Origin of the sequence: Micromonospora sp. NBC_00617 (assembly GCF_045161355.1) — a bacterium.
Classification (GTDB): Bacteria; Actinomycetota; Actinomycetes; order Mycobacteriales; family Micromonosporaceae; genus Micromonospora.
This window is the reverse complement of record NZ_CP107751.1, coordinates 1719044-1738357: the sequence shown is the minus strand read 5'-3', so window position 1 is coordinate 1738357 and position 19314 is coordinate 1719044. Positions and strand designations below refer to the sequence as shown.

Here is a 19314-nt window from a genome sequence, read left to right as displayed (position 1 = left end):
AATGCGGTAAACCCGGCCCAGCCGTACCACTGCGGTCTAACCTGCCGGCAGTGCCCGCCGCCGGCTTCGCATGCCCGGCCGGGCCGACCGGTGTGGACGACGACGGCGCGTGACGGCGAGGAAGGAGCAGCGGGTGCCGGTTAGCAGACCCGGCCCGAGCGGCAGCGAAACCCGGGCAACGGACGCGGACGGCTACGGCGCTCCGCGCCGGCTCTGGCGAGGGCTGGCCCAGCACGGCCCACCGGGTGTGGACGCCGTCAAACGAAGCTGGCGCAGCCCGTTGCGCGGCCCCTGGCTCACCGCCGTCTACGGGTCGGTGCTGCTGGTGGCGCTGCCACTGGTGATCATCACCGGGCTGCTCGACTACGCCGCCTACGGCCCGCAGTTCGACCAGGCGTTCCCGATGAACGTGGGCTGGCTGCGGCTGCCCGCCTTCGACTGGCCGACCCGACCGTCGTGGCTGTTCCGGGTCACCCAGGGGCTGCACGTGACGCTCGGCATCGTGCTCGTCCCGGTGGTGCTGGGCAAGCTGTGGTCGGTGCTGCCGAAGCTGTTCGACTGGCCGCCGGCCCGCTCCCTGGCCCAGGTGCTGGAACGACTGACCCTGCTGCTGCTGGTCGGCGGGATCCTGTTCCAGATCGCCACCGGCCTGCTCAACATCCAGTACTCGTACGTGTTCGGCTTCGACTTCTACACCGCCCACTACTTCGGGGCCTGGATCTTCACCGGCGCCTTCGTGGCGCACGTGATCATCAAGTTTCCCCGGCTGGTGACCGCGCTGCGGTCCCGCCCGCTGGGCGCGGAGCTGCGCACCCCGCGCGCCGCGACACGACCCGAGCCGCCCGACCCGGACGGCCTGGTCGCCGCCGAACCCGGGCCGGCCACGGTCAGCCGGCGCGGCGCGGTCGGCCTCGTCGGCGGCGGGGCGCTGCTGCTGGCCGTCCTCACCATCGGGCAGACCCTCGACGGCCCGCTGCGGCGCACCGCGCTGCTGCTGCCCCGCGGACGACAGCCCGGCACCGGGCCGAACGGCTTCCCGATCAACCGCACCGTCGCCGCCGCCGGCGTACGCCCCGAGCAGACCGACGCGTCCTGGCGGCTGACGCTGCGGGGCGGCGGCCGGACCGTGACCCTGGACCGGCCCGGCCTGCTGGCCATGGCCCAGCACACCGCCGTCCTACCCATCTCCTGCGTGGAGGGCTGGTCGACCCTGCAGACCTGGACCGGCGTCCGTCTTCGTGACCTGGCCGCGCTCGCCGGGGTCGCGGACCCGGCCTCGGCGCGCGTGTCGTCGCTGGAGCGGGCCGGGCTGTTCCGCACGGCGGTGCTCGCCCCCAACCAGATCCTCAATCCGGATTCGCTGCTCGCCCTGCGGGTCAACGGCGTCGACCTCGCCCCCGACCACGGCTACCCGGCTCGGGTCATCGTGCCGGCCCTGCCCGGGGTGCACTGCACGAAGTGGGTCTCCGAGATCGACTTCCGGGGTCAGGCCGATGGCTGAGCGGGCCGGGCCGCCCGAAGGACGGGAGGGGCCGACAAAGGGACGGGCCGGGCCGACGGCCGGGCGGGCCGGGCGGTTGTGGGCCGCCTACGGCGCCGCGCCGTGGCACCTCGTCCTGGTGACGGCGGCCATCGTGCTCGCCGGCTGGGTGGCGCTGCGGCTGGCGCAGGAGGCGACGTTCGGCCGGATGCTGCTCTGGTTCGTCGGCGCGGTCATCGCCCACGACCTGGTGCTGTTCCCGGTGTACGCGAGCGCCGACCGGGTGCTGCGCGCGGTGGTACGCAATCGTGTCACGCTGCTCAACCACCTGCGGGTGCCGGCGCTCGGCACGGCGCTGCTGTTCCTGGTCTACTCCCCCGGCATCCTGCGGTGGGGCGAGACCACCCACGAGGCGGCCAGCGGCCAGACCCAGCGGCCGTACCTGGTGCGCTGGCTCGTGCTCAGCGCGGCGCTCTTCCTGCTCAGCGCGATCGCGTACCTGCTGCGCCGTCGTCAGGCGTCGCGGCACCGGTCGGAGAGCGCGTAGCGCAGCAGCACCACGTCGCCGATCTGGCGAGCCTCGGCCAGTCGGGCGCGGCGTCCCGGGTGCCAGGGGAAGCTCCCCTCGCCGACGAACCGGGGCGCCCGGCGGTCGCCGACGAAGAACGGGGCGACCACCAGGTGCAGCTCGTCGGCGAGACCGGCGGTGAGGAACTGGGCGTGCACCGTCCCGCCCCCCTCGACCATCAGCCGGCGTACGCCCCGCGCCGCCAGGTCGGCGAGGATCCATGCGAGGTCGACCGGCTCGCCCCCGTCGACGACGGTGGCCAGCCGACCGACCCGCTCGCGGGTCTTGTCCAGCACCCCGCTGGCGCAGTAGACCAGCCGGTCGGGATCGCCCGCGGTGAAGAACCGGGCGGTCGGGTCGAGGTCTCCCCGGGCGGTCAGGGTCACCTTCGTGGGCGAGGCGGGCCGGCCGCACGCCAACCGCTCGGCCCGGCGTGACGCGGACCGCACCAGCAGGCGGGGATCGTCACGGCGGACCGTGGCGGCGCCGACCAGGATCGCGTCGCAACCGGCCCGGACCGCGTCGACGCGGTCGAGGTCGTCCTCGTTGGACAGCAGCAGCCGCTGCTCGGAGGCGTCGTCGATGTACCCGTCGATACTGGTGGCGCAGCTCAGCAGCACGTACGGCCGTGGCGACGCCGGCCGGCAGCTCATTGGGAGACGGGCCGGTCAGGGGTACGACCCACCGGCGCCTGCGCCGCCTCGGCCTCCGCCGCCTCGGCCTCCGCCGCCTTGGCGGCCTTCGCCGCGAGGTACTCGGCGTTGGCCGGGGACAGGAAGATGCTGGTGGGGACGCGTTCGACGACGTCCACGCCGAGCCGAGTCAACTGCTCGGCCTTGTCCGGGTTGCTGCTGAGCAGGCGTACGCGCGGCACGCCGAGGGTGGCCAGCATCTGCGCGGCGGCTCTGTAGTCGCGCTCGTCCTCGCCCCGGCCCAGCGCCACGTTGGCCTGGTAGGTGTCCAGCCCGGCGTCCTGCAGGGCGTACGCGTCGAGCTTGGCGTACAGGCCGATGCCCCGACCCTCCTGGCGCAGGTAGAGCAGGAACCCGCCGGTCTCGGCGATCCGCTGCACCGCCTCGCGCAGCTGCGGCCCGCAGTCGCAGCGCTGGCTGCCGAACACGTCGCCGGTGAGGCACTCGCTGTGCGGGCGGACCAGCGGCGGATCGCCACCGGCGTCGAGCCGGTCCAGCGCCCCGGCCCAGTCACCCAGGCCGAGAGCGAGGTGTTCCCGACCGTCGACCAGGCCCTTGAACGTGAACACCCGGACGGTGGTGGTGTAGCCGTCGGGAAACGCCAGCGGCACCGTGACCTGCGTACGGACCGTGGCGACCGGCAGTGCTTCGGGCATGGGACTCCTTTGTCCGGCGCCGTCCTGGGACGGCGGCGCGTACCGTCTCACCACTGACTCAACAGCCACCGCGCAAGGCGGCTTCCCGAGTGGTGGCGGGATTGCGGGCCCGCCGGGCGAGCAGCACGGCCGCGCCGGGCAGGCTGGCCACCAGCACGAGCGCGCCGTAGACGGTGGCGGTGGCGACACCTTCGGCCGCGCTGAGTCCGGCCGCGCCGAACACCCACGCGGCCACCCCCTCGCGGGGGCCGAACCCGGCGACGTTCAGGGGCAGACCCATGGCGAGCAGGGCCAGCAGGGTCAGTGGCAGCAGCCGGGTCAGCGGAGCGTCCGAACCGGCGGTCCGTGCCGCCACCAGGAAGGTGGCCAGATGCCCGGCGACCATCACGGCGGAGGCGACCAGCACGCCGAGCCAGGTCCGCCGGGCCAGCAGCCCGGATCGCACGTCCGCCACGGCGGTGCGTACGCCTCGGGCCCACCGGGACCGACCGGCGCTGGGCAGGCGCCGCGCCAGCAGCACGACGGCCAGCCCGCCCGCGAGCAGCAGGGCGGCGGCGGCCGGCAGGTACGGCCGCACCGGCGACGGGAACGCCGCCAGCACCACCAGCGCGACACCCACCAGGACCACCTGACCGGCGGTACGCTCCCAGACCACCGCGCGGATGCCCCGGCTGACGTCGCCGGCGTCGCGGCCGTGGCGTACCGCCCGGTGCACGTCCCCGAGCACCCCGCCGGGCAGCGTGGCGTTGAGGAACACCGCCCGGTAGCAGTGCGCCACCGCGGTCGCCAGCGGCAGTCGTACGCCGAGGCCACCGGCGACGAGGCTCCACCGCCAGGCCGCGCAGACCGTGGTGAGCACGCCGATGAGCAGGGCCGCCGCCAGCGCCGGCGCGTTGATCAGCCGTACGCCGGCGAGGAACGGGCCGCCGCCCACCTGCCACAGCAGGGCGGCGAGCAGGCCCACCCCGCCAACCACTCGTGCCCAGGCCCACACCATCGACGCCGGTCCTCCCTGAAGATCGTCCACTCTCTCTAGTGCACGTACCCTGGGCTTCGACGGTTCATCCGCCGGCCAGAAGGTCCCGATGCTCGACCAGCACGCCGAGCCGGCCGGCGGCGGCGTCGGCAAGCCGGCGCTGGGCGTACGCCCGGGTTGCGCCGGCCAGTTCCGGGCGTTGCTCGCAGGCCGCGCCCAGCCAGCCGCGGAACCACTCGGCGGACAGGTCGGCCTGCTCCGGGCCGAGCCGCCACGGGCTGGGCCGCTCCCGCACCGGCACGCCCCGGCGGGCGAAAGCGGCGGCGGTGGCGTCGGGGGCGTCCGGGCCGAGCAGCCGGCGGCCGTCGACGGTACGCCGCTGATGCTCGTTGAACGCCTCCTCGACGGCCGCGTCGAGCGGGTCGGCCGGGGTGAGCCGGACCCGGCCGGTGACCGAGACCGCGAACAGGGCGGGACGGCCGGCGTCGACGCAGGCGGCCACCACCCGTTCGACCTCCTCGGCGGTCAGCATGTCCAGCAGCGCGGACGCGGTGACCAGCGCGCCGTCGGACAGGTCGGCGGCGCTCAGCCGGGTCAGGTCGCCGCAGCGGGTGTCGACGGTTACCGGCGCTCCGTCGGCGGCGGTCATTCCGGCCATGCCGTCGGCGGCCCGGGCCAGCAGGTCGGCGTCCCGGTCGTGCAGCACCCAGTGCTGCGGCCCGGTCAGCCGGGCCGCGAGCCAGCGGCTCATCGAGCCGGTGCCGCTGCCCAGGTCGTGGATCAGGATCGGGTCGTGGCCGGCCAGCCGGGGTCGGACGGTGTCCACCAGGTCCTCGGCGCGGGCCGCCGCGTCGGCCGGCTCGCGCAGACGCAGCCAGTCGGCGAACGGCAGGGTCTCCTCGACGGTCATTTCGCCACCTCCTCCAGCACAGCGGCCAGGCGCGCGGTCGTCACCGGCCAGTCGGTCAGGGTGTCGCGCCGGGCGAGCACGGCCTGACGCAGCCGCGCCCGCAGCTCGTCGTCACCCCACCACCAGCACAGCGCCGCGGCCAGGGCGGCCGGGTCGTCCGGCGGAACCAGCAGCCCGGGCAGGTCACCGTCGGGGGCGCGGCCCAGCGCCTCCGGCAGGCCCCCCACCTCGGTGGCCAGCACCGGCACGCCGCGGGCCAGCGCCTCGGTGACGACCATCCCGTACGTCTCGCCCCGCGACGGCAGCACCAGCAGGTCGGCGGCGGCGTACGCGGCGTCGAGCGCCGGGCCGGTCAGCGGGCCCGCCAGCCGGACCCGTTCCGACAGGCCGGCACCGGCGAGCCGGTCGCGCAGTCGGTGCACCAGTTCGGGCTCCCGGGTCAGCGTGCCGGCGCAGACCAGCGTCCAGGGCATCTCGGCCAGCACGCACAGGGCGTCGACCAGCACGTCGTGACCCTTGTGGCGGGTGACCGCGGCGACGCAGAGCAGCCGGTGGCCGGCTGCCGAGCCGGGCGGCGCCGGCGGTGCGGGCGTCACCCCCGGCGGCGCGACCCGGACGCGGTCGGCCGGCAACCGGTGGCGGGCCAGTAGGCGACGGCGGGTCCACTCGCTGGTGGTGACGACCACTCGCGCGGTGGCCAGCGCCCGGCCCTCGGCCTCGTCGTCCAGGGGCATGTGCACCAAAAGGACGAGGCGCAGCCGTGTCGCGTGCGGGGCGAGCAGGTCCGGCACGGTCGAGGCGATCAGGCCGTCGACGAGCACCACGGCGTCGTCCGGGGCGGCGGCGAGCAGCCGGGCCAGCGCCGCGAGTGCGGCCGGGTCGGGGTGCGGCCACGCTCCGGGCACCGGGTGCTCCTGCACCACCCAACCGCGCTCGCCGAGCCCGGCGCAGACCCGCCGGTCGTACGTGTTGCCGCCGCTGGGCGCTGCCGGGTCGTCGATGTCGCCGGGCAGAACGACGTGCACCGTACGGCGGCGCGGGCCGACGACCCCGGCGGCGTGGGCCGGCGTCGGCCGGCCCGCGTCGATCACAGCGACCGCTCGTAGCTGGCCCAGGCGACGTGTGACTCGTGCAGCGTGACGGTGATGCCGGCCAGCTCACGCGCCCCGGGGCCCAGCTCACCGGCGTGCACCCGATCGGCCAGGCGGTCGGCGACGGTACGGGCCAGCACCTCCGTGGTGGTGTTGATCCCGGCGAACGCGGGCTCGTCGTCGAGGTTGCGGTAGGACAGCTCGCCGACCACGGCCCGCAGCTGCTCGGTGGCCAGGCCGATGTCGACGACGATGCCGTCGGCGTCCAGGTCGGACCGGCGGAACGCCGCGTCCACCACGAACGTCGCGCCGTGCAGGCGCTGGGCCGGGCCGAACACCTCGCCCCGGAAACTGTGGGCGATCATCATGTGATCCCGAACGGTCACGCTGAACACGGTCACTCCCCGTCGTCGTAGGTGATGAGGTGGCAGAGCGCGGGCAGGTCACCCGTGCTCAGTCGAGCGAGTACGTCGGGCAGCTCGGCGAACCGGGACGCGCCGGTGATCAGCGCGTCGAACGCCGGGTCGTCGAGCAGGTCCAGGGCCAGCGCCAGCCGGTCGGCGTAGCTGCGGCGGCCCCGCCGCGCGGGCGCGACCATGCCGACCTGGCTGCTGCGCACGGTGAGCCGTCGAGAGTGGAACGCCCCGCCCAGCGACACCTGCACCGGGCGGTCGCCGTACCAGCTCAGCTCGATCACCGTGCCCTCGGGCGCGAGCAGGTCCAGCGCCTGTTGCAGCCCGGCGGACGTGGCGCTGGCGTGCACGACCAGGTCCCGGTCGCCGGTCGCGTCGCCCGGCCGGGCGAACTGGACACCGAGCGCCCCGGCCACCCCCGCCCGGCGTGCATCGGTGTCGATCAGCTCGACGTCCACGCCGGGGAAACGCGCCAGCAGCGCCGCGACGCAGCAGCCCACCATGCCCGCACCGACCACGCTGACCCGGTCGCCGACCAGGGGCGCCGCGTCCCACAGGGCATTCACGGCGGTCTCCACCGTGCCGGCGAGCACCGCGCGGGCGGGCGGCACGTCGTCCGGCACCGGCACGACGGCGGTCGCCGGCACGACGTACGCGCTCTGGTGCGGGTGCAGGCAGAACACCGTACGCCCGAGCAGCTCCGGCGGGCCCTCTTCGACCACGCCGACGCTGAGGTAGCCGTACTTCACCGGGCCGGGGAAATCACCCTCCTGGAACGGGGCGCGCATCGCCGCGTACTGGTCGGCGGGCACCCGGCCGGCGAACACCAGCGTCTCGGTGCCTCGGCTGACGCCGGAGTAGCGGGCTCGCACCAGCACCTCGTCCGGCCCCGGCACGGGCAGCGACACCGGCTGGATCTCCGCCGCGCCGGGCTCGCGCACCCAGCAGGCGTACGCCTCGCGGATCACCCTCGCACACCTCACCTTTTTGTCCCGGTCGAACCGAACGGCCCTGATTTCCGTGTTCCCTGTCGGGGTCGTCGATCATAAACACGGAGGTACGGTGCCCACAGTTCGAAGCGGTCCGGTGATCGGGCTGAGCGCGCAGTTGGTCGTGCTGGCGGCGCTGGCCGCCACCGTGGGTCTGAGCATGGCGGGCTGGCTGGCCGGCGCCGGCTACGCGGCGTTCACCTGCCTCGCGTTGAGCCGGGGCCTGCACCTGTCCGGCGCGTCGCGGCTCGGCCCCGCCGACCGGGTCACGCTGGCCCGGGCCGTCCTGGTCGGCGCGGTCACCGCGCTGGTGGTGGACTCGTTCGGCCACCCGACGCCGGTGCGGCTGCTGGTCGCGCTGAGCGCGGTGGCCCTGCTGCTGGACGCGGTGGACGGTCAGGTCGCCCGGCGCACCGGCACGGTCAGCGCGCTCGGGGCCCGCTTCGACATGGAGGTCGACGCGTTCCTCATCCTGGTTCTCGGCGTCTACGTCGCCCCGGCGGCCGGGAGCTGGGTGCTGGCCATCGGCGCGATGCGGTACGCCTTCGTCGCGGCCAGCGCCGTGCTGCCCTGGCTGCGCGGTACGTTGCCGCCGCGCTACTGGCGCAAGGTGGTGGCCGCCGCGCAGGGCGTGTTGTTGACGGTCGCCGCCGCGCGGGTGCTGCCGGAGCCGTGGACCACAGTGGTCCTGGTGACGGCGTTGGCGCTGCTGGTCGAGTCGTTCGGCCGTGACGTGGCGTGGCTGTGGCGTCGCCGCCCGGCCCCTCGGCGGTCCCACCCGCTGCCGGTCGCGGCGATCACCGCCCCGCCGCCGATCACCCCGATCGCCGCGCCGGTGGCGGTGCCCCTGCTGGCGCTGGGCGGGCACACGCCCGTCGTCGTACCGCCGCTGCTGCCGGTGCCCACGCCCGCGCTGGCGGCCCGCTCGGGCGGTACGGTCCACTCCGACTGGAGGCCGTGATGGCCCTTCCCGCCCGGCTACGCCGGCTGACCGGCCGGCAACGCCCGCGCCCCGCGTCGACCGGTGCCGCGTCGGCGCGTACCCCCGTGGTGTCGCCCGTGCGGCGCGGCCGTGCGCGGCGGGCGTGGAGTGCGGCCGGCGCGGTGCTGGCGGTTCTGCTGGTGTACGCCGTCCTGGTCGGCCCGGACCGGCTCGGCGAGCTGACGCCCGGCGCGTTCGTGCGGATCCCGCTGGAGGGTCTGCTGGTCGCGGCGCTGCTGCTGGCGTTGCCGCCCCGGCCACGGCGGGTGGTGGTGGCCGTGGTCGGCCCGCTGCTGGGCCTGCTGGCCATTGTGAAGCTCGCCGACCTGGGTTTCCGCACGGCCCTCGACCGGCCGTTCGATCTGGTGCTGGACTGGCTGCTGCTGGACGACGCGTTCGGTTTCGTGCGGGATTCGGCGGGGCGGGCCGGCGCGGTCGGCGCGGTGGTCGGCGTCGTGCTGCTGGTCGGTGGGCTGCTGCTGGTGGCGACGGTGGCGTTGCGGCGGCTGGCGGCGCTGCTGGTCGGCCACGAGCCGGTGGCGACCCGGGCGGTGGCCGCCCTGACGGTGGCTTGGGTCCTCTGCGCCGTCGTCGGCGTGCGGATCGTCCCGGGCGTGCCGGTGGCCGACGCCGGGACCACCGCGCTGGTCGGCGCGCACGCCGAGCAGGTGGACGCGCGGCTGCGCGACCGGGAACGGTTCACCGCCCAGATCGACGCCGACCCGTTCCAGGGTGTCCCGGGTGACCAGCTGCTGACCGGGCTGCGCGGCAAGGACGTCGTCGTCGCCTTTGTGGAGAGCTACGGGCGCGACGCCGTCGAGGACCCGGAGTTGGCGCCGCAGGTCAACGCGGTGCTGGACGCCGGCACCGAGCGGCTGCGCGCGGCCGGGTACGGCGCGCGCAGCGGTTTCCTCACCTCTCCGACGTTCGGCGGGGGCAGTTGGTTGGCGCACGACACGCTGCTGTCCGGCCTGTGGACGGACAACGAGCAGCGTCATCGCAGCCTGCTGGCCAGCGACCGGCTCACCCTCAACGGCGCGTTCCGTCGGGCGGGCTGGCAGACCGTCGGGGTGCTTCCGGCGGCCACCCAGCCCTGGCCGGAGCAGGGTTTCTTCTCCTACGACCGCTACTACGACGCCGAGGCGCTCGGCTACCGGGGCCCGAAGTTCAGCTACGCGCCGATGCCCGACCAGTACACGCTGTCGTTCTTCCAGCGGCGGGTCCGCGCCGGCGCCGACCGTCCGATCATGGCGGAGATCCCGCTGATCTCCAGCCACTCGCCGTGGACGGCGGTGCCCCGCATGATCGGCTGGGAGGAGGTGGGCGACGGCTCGATCTATCACGGCGACGCCGGCGCGAAGGACGACGGCGACGCCGACGACCGGGACACCGGCCGGATCCGGGCCGGCTACCGGCAGGCCGTGGCCTACTCGCTGGAGACCCTGATCTCGTACGTGCAGACCTACGGTGACGACGATCTGGTGCTTGTCTTCCTCGGTGACCACCAGCCGGCCCCGGTGGTGACCGGCGAGGGCGCCAGCCGGGACGTGCCGATCACCATCGTGGCGCGGGACCCGGCGGTGCTGGACCGGGTCGCGGGTTGGGGCTGGCAGGACGGGCTGCGGCCGGGCCCGCAGGCGCCGGTGTGGCCGATGGACGCGTTCCGCGACCGGTTCCTGACCACCTTCGGGCCGTCGACGTCCAACTGACCCGACAATTCCGACCATTGCTGTTCCACCGTCGTGCGCGTACGGTTCAGGTCCAGCAGCCCGCCATACGCCGCGTCTTCGCGCAGGCGGAAAGCCCTTCAGATGGCTGCGATTCGTCTCTTCCCTCATTCGCCGGCCTCAGCACCGGAAAGAAGAGCCATGGAAATCGCACAGGTACGCGATGGTGACAGACGCCCCGGGGCACGCCTCGTATTCTCGGCGCTCGCACACCCGGGCTCGGCCCGCGACGGCTCGACATGAGTCCGCTGCGGAAGACCGCGCTCGTCGCCGGCGTGCTCTATCTCCTCACGTTCGTCTCGATCCCGATCCTCGGCCTGTACGCGACGGTGCTCGATCCCGAATCTGTCGTCGACGCGGGCGCAGTGACGGGCGTGGCCTGGGGCGGCGTCCTGGAGATGGTCGTGGCTCTCGCGTGCATCGGCACCGCTGTCGTGCTGTACCCGGTCGTCAAACGACAGAACGAGACACTCGCGTTGGGCTTCGTCGGCATCCGGGTCCTGGAGGCGGCCACCATCATCGCCGGCATCGTGGTCATCATGTCACTCGTCACTGTGCGGCAGGCCGAACCCAGCCCGGAGGTGACGGCCACCGGTGAGGCGCTGATCGCCCTGCACGACTGGACGTTTCTCACCGGACAGGGCTTCCTGCCGGCCGTGAACGCCGTCCTCCTGGGCACGCTGCTCTACCGCTCTCGCCTCGTTCCGCGGGCGCTTCCGGTACTCGGATTCATCGGGGCGCCCCTGCTCACCACCACCTTCGTCGCCACGGTGTTCGGCTTCTGGACACAGGTGTCGTTGGCGTCGGCCCTGCTGACCATGCCGATCGCCCTGTGGGAGCTCTCGCTGGGCATCTGGCTGATCGTCAAGGGCTTCCGGCCCTCCCCCGTCACTGCCGACCTGCCCGCCAGCCGCGTCCCGAGCCAAGAGTCGTCGATTCGGACAAATACCGCATAGTTTGACATTTACCTCGCTACGCTCCCCTGGCACATCGGACACAGCGGGGGCGTGATGAGGATTTCTTCGTGGGGTAGCCGCAGGACCCGCGCGGCGGCGCTGACCGCCGTCGGCGCCATCCTGGCGGTCAACGGTCTGCTGGCGCCGACGCCGGCCGCGCCCCTGCCGAATCGGATACTGACGGCGGCCGAAGACGTCGGGCCGGTGGACCCGGTCGCCGAGGCGCTGAGCTTCGGGGTCATGACCGAGGGCAACGCCACCGTGATCAACGACGAGAACGAGGGCACCCTCGCCGTCGGCGGAGACCTCACCTTCGGCAACTACCAACTCGCCGGCGCGACCGCCGGTTCGTTCGTCGTGCCGGGCGACGCCCGACCGAGCGCCCTCGTCGTCGGCGGGCGCGTGAACTTCGCCGGCAGCGTCGGTGGAACGCGTCTCCAGGTGCTCTCCAGCGGGTACGCCAAGGTCGGCAACCTGACCGGCACCGTCGTGCGCGACACCGACAACAACGGCGCCCAGGTCAACACGCGGATCCTGCCGTCGGACGACTACGACGCCTCGCCCCGGGTGGAACTGGTCACCCGGCAGCCCGTCCCCAGCGTCGGGCCCACCTCGCCGATCAACTTCGCGGGCGCCTTCGCCGCCTTCCGCGACACGACCGCCGGCCTGGCCACCTGCGACAACACGGTGGTGCTCCGGACACCGAACGGCGACGTGCTCCCCCGGCCGATCCCAGCGGGCAGCAACGCCGTGGTCACCCTCACCCCGGGCGTGACCAACGTGCTGAACCTGACCGCCGCCGACCTGGCCAACATCCAGACGCTGACCTTCGCCAGCCAACCCACCGCCAGCACCCCGCTGCTGGTCAACGTGGACACCACAGGCGTCGGCAACACGTTCGACTGGACCGCCCCGAACTTCTCCGGCATCGGCGGTCCGCAGGCGCGCTACGTCCTGTTCAACTTCCCGACCGCGACCGCGCTCACCCTCACGCCGGGCGCCGCCACGGTCGAGGCCACCATCTACGCCCCCAACGCCAGCCTCACCGACCTGTCGTCCAGCAACACCGAGGGCAGCGTCATCACCCGTACGCTGGACCACCGCGGCGGTGAGATCCACTACTTCCCGTTCAGCACCACCCTGTCCTGCGCGGGCGCGAGCCCGGCCGGCATCGATCTGATCAAGGCGTCGACCACCACGGTGATCACGACCGTCGGCCAGCAGGTGCCGTACTCGTTCCACGTGGTCAACACCGGCGGCGTTCCGCTCACCACCATCTCAGTCACCGACCAGCAGACCCCGCCCTCGTCGAACGCCAACCTCGGCCCGATCACCTGCCTCGCCACCACCCTCGCGCCGGGCGCGAGCACCACCTGCACCGCCACCTACACGGTCACCCAGGCGGACCTCGACAACGGCGGTGTCACCAACATCGGCACCGCCCAGGGCTCCCCGCCCACCGGCCCCCCGGTGGTGTCCGATCCGGACACCCTGACCATTCCGGCACAGGGGCTCACCGCGGCCGTCACCGTGGTGAAGTCGTCCACCACCACGTCCATCACCTCCGTGGGCCAGCAGGTGCCCTACCGGTACCTGGTCGCCAACACCGGCGGCCTGACCCTCACCAACGTCGGTGTGACCGATGTGCAGACCCCACCCTCCTCGAACGCCAACCTCGGCCCGATCACCTGCCTCGCCACCACCCTCGCGCCGGGCGCGAGCACCACCTGCACCGCCACGTACACCGTCACCCAGGCCGACCTCGACAACGACCGGGTCGTCGACACCGCCACCGCGCGGGGTACGCCACCCACCGGCGCACCGGTCACCTCGCCACCGTCCACATTGACGATCCCCGAATCCGGGCTGGTCGCCGCGATCTCGGTGGTCAAGGTCTCCGACGTCACCATGATCGGCAAAGTCGGGCAGCAGGTGCCCTACCGGTTCCACGTGGTCAACACCGGCGGGCTCACCCTGACCAGCGTCAACGTCACCGACGTGCAGGCCCCGCCCTCGTCGAACACCAACCTCGGCCCGATCACCTGCGCGACGACGACCCTCGCACCGGGTGCGTCCACCACCTGCACCGCCACCTACACCGTCACCCAGGCCGACCTGGACAACAACGGGGTCACCGACACCGCCACCGCGCACGGCACCCCACCCGAGGGCACGCCGGTGAACTCGCCGCCCTCGACGCTGACCATCCCCCAGACGGGGCTCGTGGCCGACATCGAGGTGATCAAGTCGTCGACCACGGTGGCGATCACCGCGGCGGGCCAGCAGGTGCCGTACACCTTCCTGGTGGTCAACACCGGCGGCCTCACGCTCACCGGGGTGACCGTCAACGACACCGTCCTGCCGCCGTCCCCACGCGGCGAGCTCGGCGAGATCACCTGCGGCCCGCAGAACATCCCGAACGGAGAGGTGACCCTGACACCCGGCGCCTCCATCCAGTGCCGGACGACCTACACCGTGACCGAGGAGGACTTCGCCGGCTCGTCGCTGCGCAACGTCGCCACCGCCACCGGCACGCCACCGTTCGGGCCGCCGCCGGTCTCGCCGCCGTCCCCGTTGGACATCCCGATCCCGCACCCGGCGATCACCATCACCAAGTCGGCCACACCCACAGTGGTGTCGACGGCCGGTGACGTGGTCACCTACCGGTTCGTGGTGACCAACACCGGCAACGCCGCGCTTGGCGCCGTGACGGTCGACGAGACGGAGTTCTCCGGCACCGGCACGCCCGGCGCGATCACGTGCGGCACCCCGCCGGTCGCCAACGGCAGCGTCACCCTGCCCGCCGGGGCGAGCACCACCTGCACGTCGACCTACGCCGTCACGGCGGCGGACATCGACGCCGGCACGATCACGAACACGGCCGTGGCGGCCGGCACGCCGCCGACCATCCCCGGCCAACAACCACCGACGCCGGTACGCTCCGGACCGGCCACCGCCGAGGTCACGGCCACCCGGGGTGCGGCCATCACGGTGGTGAAGTCCAGCAGCACCGAGAAGATCACCCGGCCGGGTCAGCAGGTGCCGTTCCAGTTCGCGGTCACCAACACCGGACGCGTGGCGCTGACCGGCGTGACGGTCACCGACACGCTGACGGCACCGGCCGCAGCGGCCAACCTCGGCCCGATCACCTGCGGCCCGGACCGGACGCCCAACGGCTCGATCACCCTGGCCGCCGGTGCGGCCGTGACCTGTGCGGCGACGTACACGGTCAGCAAGGCCGACTATCACCACGGCTCGGTGCGCAACAGCGCGACAGCGACCGGCACCCCGCCGGAGGGCCCCGCGCCGGTGGCACCGGAGTCCACCATCACCATCCCGGTGAAGGGGAAGCTGCCGGTGACCGGCACGTCGTTCCCGATCGGAGGCTGGATGGCGGCCGGAGTGCTCGCGGTGCTCCTCGGTGCCACGTTGCTGCTGGTCGTCCGGCAGCGCCGGATCCGCGCCTAGCGCGCAATGCTCGCGAGGGTCGGACCGGAGGGGAACCGGTCCGGCCCTCGCGGCACGTCACCAGCACCGATCTCGTGGTGATCAGCGCTCGGTCCCCCGGTCCCCGGTGGCGGGGCGGGCGCGGACGTGCAGCCGCTCCCCCTGCGGCCCGAAGAGGCTGAGCGCCTCGGCGGTGCCGGGGCCGGGATTCAGGACGAGGTGCGGGACGCGGGTGTCGAACTCGGCCACCTCCCCGGGCGTCAGGATGAGGTCGCGGTCACCGAGCACCAGGCGCAGCCGGCCGGAGAGCACGTAGAGCCACTCGTACCCCTCGTGGGCCTGCGGGGTCCGTCCCCCGGCGGACGGGTCCGGCGGGAAGATCTGCTTGAACGCCTGCAGGCCGCCCGGTCGACGGGTCAGCGGCAGGTATGTCACACCGTGCATGACGATGGGCTTGGGGCGGACGCGGGGGTCGCCGGTGGCCGGGGCGTCCACCAGCTCGTCCAGCGCCACCTGGTACGCCCGCGCGAGCGGGAGCAGCAGTTCCAGGGTGGGCCGGCGGGTGCCCGACTCCAGCCGAGACAGGGTGCTCACCGAGATGCCGGTCAGCTCGGCGAGCTGGGTGAGCGTGGTGCCGCGCTGGTGGCGCAGGGCACGCAGCCGGGGGCCGACGGCCGCCAGCGCGGCACTGTCCTCGTTTGCCATAACGGCAAGGATACTTGCCACCCGGGCTACGGCGGCGGATGGTGGGCTCAGCCGACAAGTAGGGGGACATTCCGGTGGACGAGACATACGACGTGGTGGTGGTGGGCGGCGGCGCGGCCGGGCTCAGCGGGGCCCTGGCGCTGAGCCGGGCCCGGCGGTCGGTGCTGGTGATCGACTCCGGCGAGCCGCGCAACGCGCCGGCCGACCACGTGCACAACTACCTGGGCCGGGAGGGGACGCCGCCGGGCGAGCTGCTCGCGGCCGGACGCGCCGAGGTGGCCGGGTACGGCGGGCAGTTCCGCGCCGGCCGGGTCCAGGCCGCGACCCGCGACGACGACGCCTTCCGGCTCGCCCTCGCCGACGGAAATTCGGTGCGGGCCCGCCGCCTGCTGGTGGCCACCGGCCTCACCGACGAGCTGCCCGACGTGCCCGGAATGGCGCAGCGGTGGGGCCGTGACGTGCTGCACTGCCCGTACTGCCACGGCTGGGAGGCGCGGGACCGGCGGGTCGGCGTGCTGGCGACCGGGCCGATGTCCGTGCACCAGGCCGAGATGTGGCGGCAGTGGACCTCCGACGTGCTGCTCCTGCTGCACGACGCCCCGACCCCGGACGAGGAGACGGCCGAGCGGCTGGCCGCCCGGGGCATCGCGGTGGTGCCCGGCCCGGTCGCCGCGCTGGAGGTGAGCGGGGACGCGCTGAACGGCGTACGGCTCGCCGACGGCCGGGTGGTGGCGCTCGACGTGGTCGTGGTCGCGACCCGCACGGCGCCCCGCGCCGACCTGCTGGTGGGGCTGGGCCTGGCACCGGAGGAGGTGACGATGGGTGGGCACGTGATCGGCACCCAGATCCCGGCCGACGCGACCGGGGCGACGACCGTGCCGGGGGTCTGGGTGGCCGGTAACGTCGCCGACCTGCGTGGCCAGGTCATCACGTCCGCCGCCGCCGGCCTCACCGCCGCGGCGGCGATCAACGCCGACCTCATCGCCGAGGACACCCGCGACGCGGTGACCGCGTACCGGCAGTTGGTGGCCACCACCTTCGAGGAGCCGGCGTGGGAGGAGCGGTACCAGGCCAAGCCGGCCGTCTGGAGTGGGCGCCCGAACCCACAACTGGTCGCCGAGGCCGCTGATCTGGCCCCGGGGCGGGCGCTGGACGTGGGCAGCGGCGAGGGCGCCGACGCGGTCTGGCTAGCCGAGCGCGGCTGGCGGGTGACCGCGGTGGACATCTCGACCACCGCGCTGACCCGGGCCGTCGAGCACGCCGAGACGGCCGGGGTGGCTGACCGGATCGAGTTCACGCACGCCGACCTGCGCGACAAGCCGCCCGCCGAGGAGGCGTACGACCTGGTGTCGGCGCAGTTCATGCATTTGCCCCCGACGCAGCGGCGGGAGTTGTTCGCCCGGCTGGCCGACGCGGTGGCCCCGGGCGGCGTGCTGCTGATCGTCGGGCACCACCCGTCGGACCTGTGGACGTCGGGGCACCGGATGCACATGCCCGACATGATGTACACCGCCGAGGACGTGGCCGCCTCGCTGGACCCGACCCGGTGGGACGTGCTCGTCACCGAGACCCGCCCCCGTCCCGGGCCGCAGGACGTCGTCCACCACGACGCGGTCCTGCTGGCTCGCCGCCGCTGAACCGGTCGATCGTGGAGTCGCGGTGAATGACAAGAGCCGCGGATCAGGGCCTTTTGGGCACCGCGGCTTCACGATCGGGCACCGTGTGGAGCGGAGGCGGGACGGGCCTTCGCACCGGGGTGGGCTCGGCGGTAGCGTTGCGCCACACTCACGGCCCGCAGGGGCGGTTGACCGCCGGCCCTGACGCCCCGATCGTACGGAGGATGGTGCATGTCCATCGGCGCTGAGCCGCTCGCAGCACGCGACGACGCGGCCTCGCGGCCGAGCTTCGAGCTCACCCTGCGCGGCTACGACAAACGCCAGGTGGACCGACACCTGGAGCAGCTCGACGGCCAGATCGCGATGCTCAGCGGCGAGCACGGACGCTCCGCGGTGCGGGTTCGTGAGCTGACCGCCGAGGTGCAGCGGCTGCGCGCCGAGCTGGCCGAGCTGCAGGAGCAGCCGGTGCAGGTGGACCGCGCCTCGTTCCAGGATCTGGGCCCGATGGTGGGCGAGATCCTGACCCTCGCCGAGAAGCAGGCCGCCCTCATCACCGAGTCGGCCAGCGACCGGGCCAACGAGCTGCGCACCGAGGCCGAGCGGATCCTCGCCGACACCCGCGAGCGGGCCGCGCAGGCACGCCAGGACCTGTCGGAGGAGCTGGCCGCGCGGCGCACCGAGCAGGAGCAGGCGTACGAGGAGCGGCGTGCCGTGGCCGAGGCCGAGCTGACCGCGATCCGGGAGCGCGCCGAGCAGTTGCGCGCCGACGGCGAGGCCGCGCACGAGCGCGCCCAGCACGAGGCGAAGCGCATCACCGAACAGAGCGCGCAGCAGCTCAACCAGACCCGGGTCGCCGCCGATGCCCTCATGAAGTCGGCCCGCACCCAGATTCAGCAGGAGGTCCAGGCCGCCCGGGCCAAGAACCAGCAGGAGATGGCCCAGTGGCAGGCCGGGGTGGAGCGCGAGGTCGCCGAGCGACGCAGCGCCGCCGAGCAGGAGATCGTCGAGTTGCAGGCTGCGGCGGCGGAGGAGCTGGCCGAGCAGCGCAGCTCCACCGAGGAGCAGATCGCCGCGCTGCTGGCCGAGGCGCAGCAGCACGTGACCGAGCTGCGTAACCGGGCCGACGAGCAGGCGGCCAGCCAGCAGGAGCAGCTGACCGCGCTCCAGCAGGAGATCGAGGAGCGCCGGCAGGAGTCGGACCAGCTGCACGCCGAGTTGCAGACCGCCCAGCAGCAGCTCGCGGAGGTCCGCCAGGAGGGCGAGACCCTGGAGAACGAGCTGTCCCGCGTCCAGCAGCGGTTGGGCGAGGTGCGCCGGGACCTGACCGCCGAGGCGGCCCGGCTGGACGAGGCCCGGCGGGCCGGTGATTCCGCCGAGCGGCACGCCAAGGAGGTCCGCGCCCGGGTGCAGCGCGAGGCGAAGCGGGTGGCGGACCTGGCCGCCGCCGCCGTGATGGCCGCCGCCGCCGGCGGCACGGAGACCGCCGAGTACCCGATGGTCGGTTCCCGATCGCACCCGTCCCGCACGAATGTCGATCTGCTCCCCGTGGACCGGCCCGCGGGCGACCGCGCCGAGGCCGACCGCGCGAACTCCGACCGGGCCGACGCACACCCGGCCGATGCCGACGACGTCCGGGCCGACCAGACCCGGGCCGACGTCGAGCATGCCGAGGTCAGGCACGCCGACGCCACGCACGCCGGTGGCGAGCAGGCCGAGGCTGAGCACGCCGGTGACGAGCACACCGGTGGTGCACACGCCGAGGCCGAGCACGCCGATGGTGAGCGGCCCGGTCGGCCGCCCATGCGGTACCCGGTCGAGCCGGCCGATCGGACGGCCACGTCGGGGATGACCGCCAACGACGCCGAGCGGATCTTCACGCGGCCCGAGGCCCCGACGCCCGTACCGTTCCTGGCCTTCGGGCAGCCGGTCAGCGACAACGGCACCGCCCGGCACTGACCTCGCCGTCCGTTGACCCGGGCCCCGGGCAGAGGCGCGGGGCCCGAGCTCGCGGTTCGGCGCGGCCGGGCCGAACCGTCGACGACGGTGGCCTACACCGAATCTGCGCGCCGTGTTCGCGATACGCCCACAATCCGCTGTTTGGATGGG

At 73.7% G+C, this 19314-nt stretch carries 15 protein-coding genes and 2 pseudogenes; 9 read left to right on the top strand and 8 right to left on the bottom strand.

Annotated features, from left to right (window positions below):
- Positions 1-133: 133 nt before the first annotated feature.
- Together OG505_RS07800 and OG505_RS07795 are read left to right on the top strand one after the other, a co-directional pair.
- Positions 134-1501 (top strand): molybdopterin-dependent oxidoreductase, encoded by a 1368-nt coding sequence (locus OG505_RS07800; protein WP_405432095.1) that lies wholly within the window; start codon positions 134-136, stop codon positions 1499-1501.
- The gene (locus OG505_RS07795) at positions 1494-2027 is read left to right on the top strand and encodes a hypothetical protein (RefSeq protein WP_405432094.1); all 534 of its coding nucleotides are present in this window, start codon (positions 1494-1496) and stop codon (positions 2025-2027) included. Before OG505_RS07800 ends, OG505_RS07795 begins: the two co-directional genes overlap by 8 nt.
- Here the strand turns inward: OG505_RS07795 and OG505_RS07790 are convergent.
- The 7 genes from OG505_RS07790 to OG505_RS07760 all read right to left on the bottom strand — a co-directional run bounded on the left by OG505_RS07790 (position 1994) and on the right by OG505_RS07760 (position 7754).
- Entirely contained in the window at positions 1994-2701 is a 708-nt protein-coding gene (locus OG505_RS07790) for a RibD family protein (RefSeq protein WP_405432093.1), read from the bottom strand. The genes OG505_RS07795 and OG505_RS07790 overlap by 34 nt on opposite strands.
- Positions 2698-3396, bottom strand: a complete 699-nt coding sequence (gene ribA / locus OG505_RS07785; RefSeq protein WP_405432092.1) for a GTP cyclohydrolase II — start codon at positions 3394-3396, stop codon at positions 2698-2700. The genes OG505_RS07790 and ribA overlap by 4 nt, the downstream gene beginning before the upstream one ends.
- 58 nt (positions 3397-3454) lie before the next feature.
- Entirely contained in the window at positions 3455-4393 is a 939-nt protein-coding gene (locus OG505_RS07780) for a lysylphosphatidylglycerol synthase transmembrane domain-containing protein (protein ID WP_405434419.1), read from the bottom strand.
- Positions 4394-4457: 64 nt separating this feature from the next.
- The gene (locus OG505_RS07775; RefSeq protein ID WP_405432090.1) at positions 4458-5282 is read right to left on the bottom strand and encodes a class I SAM-dependent methyltransferase; all 825 of its coding nucleotides are present in this window, start codon (positions 5280-5282) and stop codon (positions 4458-4460) included.
- Positions 5279-6307 carry a glycosyltransferase family 4 protein gene (locus tag OG505_RS07770; protein ID WP_405434418.1) on the bottom strand — a complete coding sequence of 343 codons (1029 nt, stop codon included), beginning with the start codon at positions 6305-6307 and terminating at the stop codon, positions 5279-5281. Before OG505_RS07770 ends, OG505_RS07775 begins: the two co-directional genes overlap by 4 nt.
- Before the next feature lie 62 nt (positions 6308-6369).
- Positions 6370-6768: a 6-pyruvoyl trahydropterin synthase family protein gene (locus OG505_RS07765; protein ID WP_405432089.1), complete on the bottom strand. Its 399-nt coding sequence runs from the start codon at positions 6766-6768 to the stop codon at positions 6370-6372.
- A gap of 2 nt (positions 6769-6770) precedes the next feature.
- Positions 6771-7754 (bottom strand): NAD(P)-binding protein, encoded by a 984-nt coding sequence (locus tag OG505_RS07760; protein ID WP_405432088.1) that lies wholly within the window; start codon positions 7752-7754, stop codon positions 6771-6773.
- A gap of 94 nt (positions 7755-7848) precedes the next feature.
- Here OG505_RS07760 and OG505_RS07755 point away from each other — a divergent pair, with 94 nt between their 5' ends.
- The 5 genes and pseudogenes from OG505_RS07755 to OG505_RS07735 all read left to right on the top strand — a co-directional run bounded on the left by OG505_RS07755 (position 7849) and on the right by OG505_RS07735 (position 14908).
- Positions 7849-8736: a CDP-alcohol phosphatidyltransferase family protein gene (locus OG505_RS07755; RefSeq protein ID WP_405432087.1), complete on the top strand. Its 888-nt coding sequence runs from the start codon at positions 7849-7851 to the stop codon at positions 8734-8736.
- Between the two features lie 125 nt (positions 8737-8861).
- Positions 8862-10466, top strand: a pseudogene (locus OG505_RS07750) (sulfatase-like hydrolase/transferase); the annotation flags it as partial.
- Between the two features lie 257 nt (positions 10467-10723).
- A complete protein-coding gene (locus OG505_RS07745; protein WP_405432085.1) occupies positions 10724-11440 on the top strand; it encodes a DUF4386 domain-containing protein in 717 nt (238 codons plus the stop codon).
- 54 nt (positions 11441-11494) lie between these two features.
- Positions 11495-12652: pseudogene (locus OG505_RS07740) on the top strand (choice-of-anchor A family protein); the annotation flags it as partial.
- A gap of 696 nt (positions 12653-13348) precedes the next feature.
- Positions 13349-14908: a hypothetical protein gene (locus OG505_RS07735; RefSeq protein WP_405434416.1), complete on the top strand. Its 1560-nt coding sequence runs from the start codon at positions 13349-13351 to the stop codon at positions 14906-14908.
- Positions 14909-14989: 81 nt separating this feature from the next.
- Here OG505_RS07735 and OG505_RS07730 read toward each other — a convergent pair whose 3' ends face one another.
- Complete coding sequence (locus tag OG505_RS07730; protein ID WP_405432084.1) at positions 14990-15592, bottom strand: helix-turn-helix domain-containing protein; 603 nt, start codon at positions 15590-15592, stop codon at positions 14990-14992.
- A 74-nt stretch (positions 15593-15666) separates the two neighbouring features.
- On the opposite strand from OG505_RS07730, the gene OG505_RS07725 reads away from it, so the two are divergent.
- Positions 15667-17229 carry an FAD-dependent oxidoreductase gene (locus OG505_RS07725; protein WP_405432083.1) on the top strand — a complete coding sequence of 521 codons (1563 nt, stop codon included), beginning with the start codon at positions 15667-15669 and terminating at the stop codon, positions 17227-17229.
- A gap of 210 nt (positions 17230-17439) precedes the next feature.
- Entirely contained in the window at positions 17440-19164 is a 1725-nt protein-coding gene (locus tag OG505_RS07720; protein WP_405432082.1) for a hypothetical protein, read from the top strand.
- The last annotated feature ends 150 nt before the right edge of the window (positions 19165-19314 follow it).

What these genes read in the sequence shown, in the direction of transcription:
- OG505_RS07720 (WP_405432082.1), top strand. Translation starts at nt 17,440, where the DNA reads ATGTCCATCGGCGCTGAGCCGCTCGCAGCACGCGACGACGCGGCCTCG.
- OG505_RS07730 (WP_405432084.1), bottom strand. Translation starts at nt 15,592, where the DNA reads ATGGCAAACGAGGACAGTGCCGCGCTGGCGGCCGTCGGCCCCCGGCTG.
- OG505_RS07780 (WP_405434419.1), bottom strand. Translation starts at nt 4,393, where the DNA reads ATGGTGTGGGCCTGGGCACGAGTGGTTGGCGGGGTGGGCCTGCTCGCC.
- OG505_RS07790 (WP_405432093.1), bottom strand. Translation starts at nt 2,701, where the DNA reads ATGAGCTGCCGGCCGGCGTCGCCACGGCCGTACGTGCTGCTGAGCTGC.
- OG505_RS07745 (WP_405432085.1), top strand. Translation starts at nt 10,724, where the DNA reads ATGAGTCCGCTGCGGAAGACCGCGCTCGTCGCCGGCGTGCTCTATCTC.
- ribA (WP_405432092.1), bottom strand. Translation starts at nt 3,396, where the DNA reads ATGCCCGAAGCACTGCCGGTCGCCACGGTCCGTACGCAGGTCACGGTG.
- OG505_RS07735 (WP_405434416.1), top strand. Translation starts at nt 13,349, where the DNA reads ATGATCGGCAAAGTCGGGCAGCAGGTGCCCTACCGGTTCCACGTGGTC.
- OG505_RS07775 (WP_405432090.1), bottom strand. Translation starts at nt 5,282, where the DNA reads ATGACCGTCGAGGAGACCCTGCCGTTCGCCGACTGGCTGCGTCTGCGC.
- OG505_RS07795 (WP_405432094.1), top strand. Translation starts at nt 1,494, where the DNA reads ATGGCTGAGCGGGCCGGGCCGCCCGAAGGACGGGAGGGGCCGACAAAG.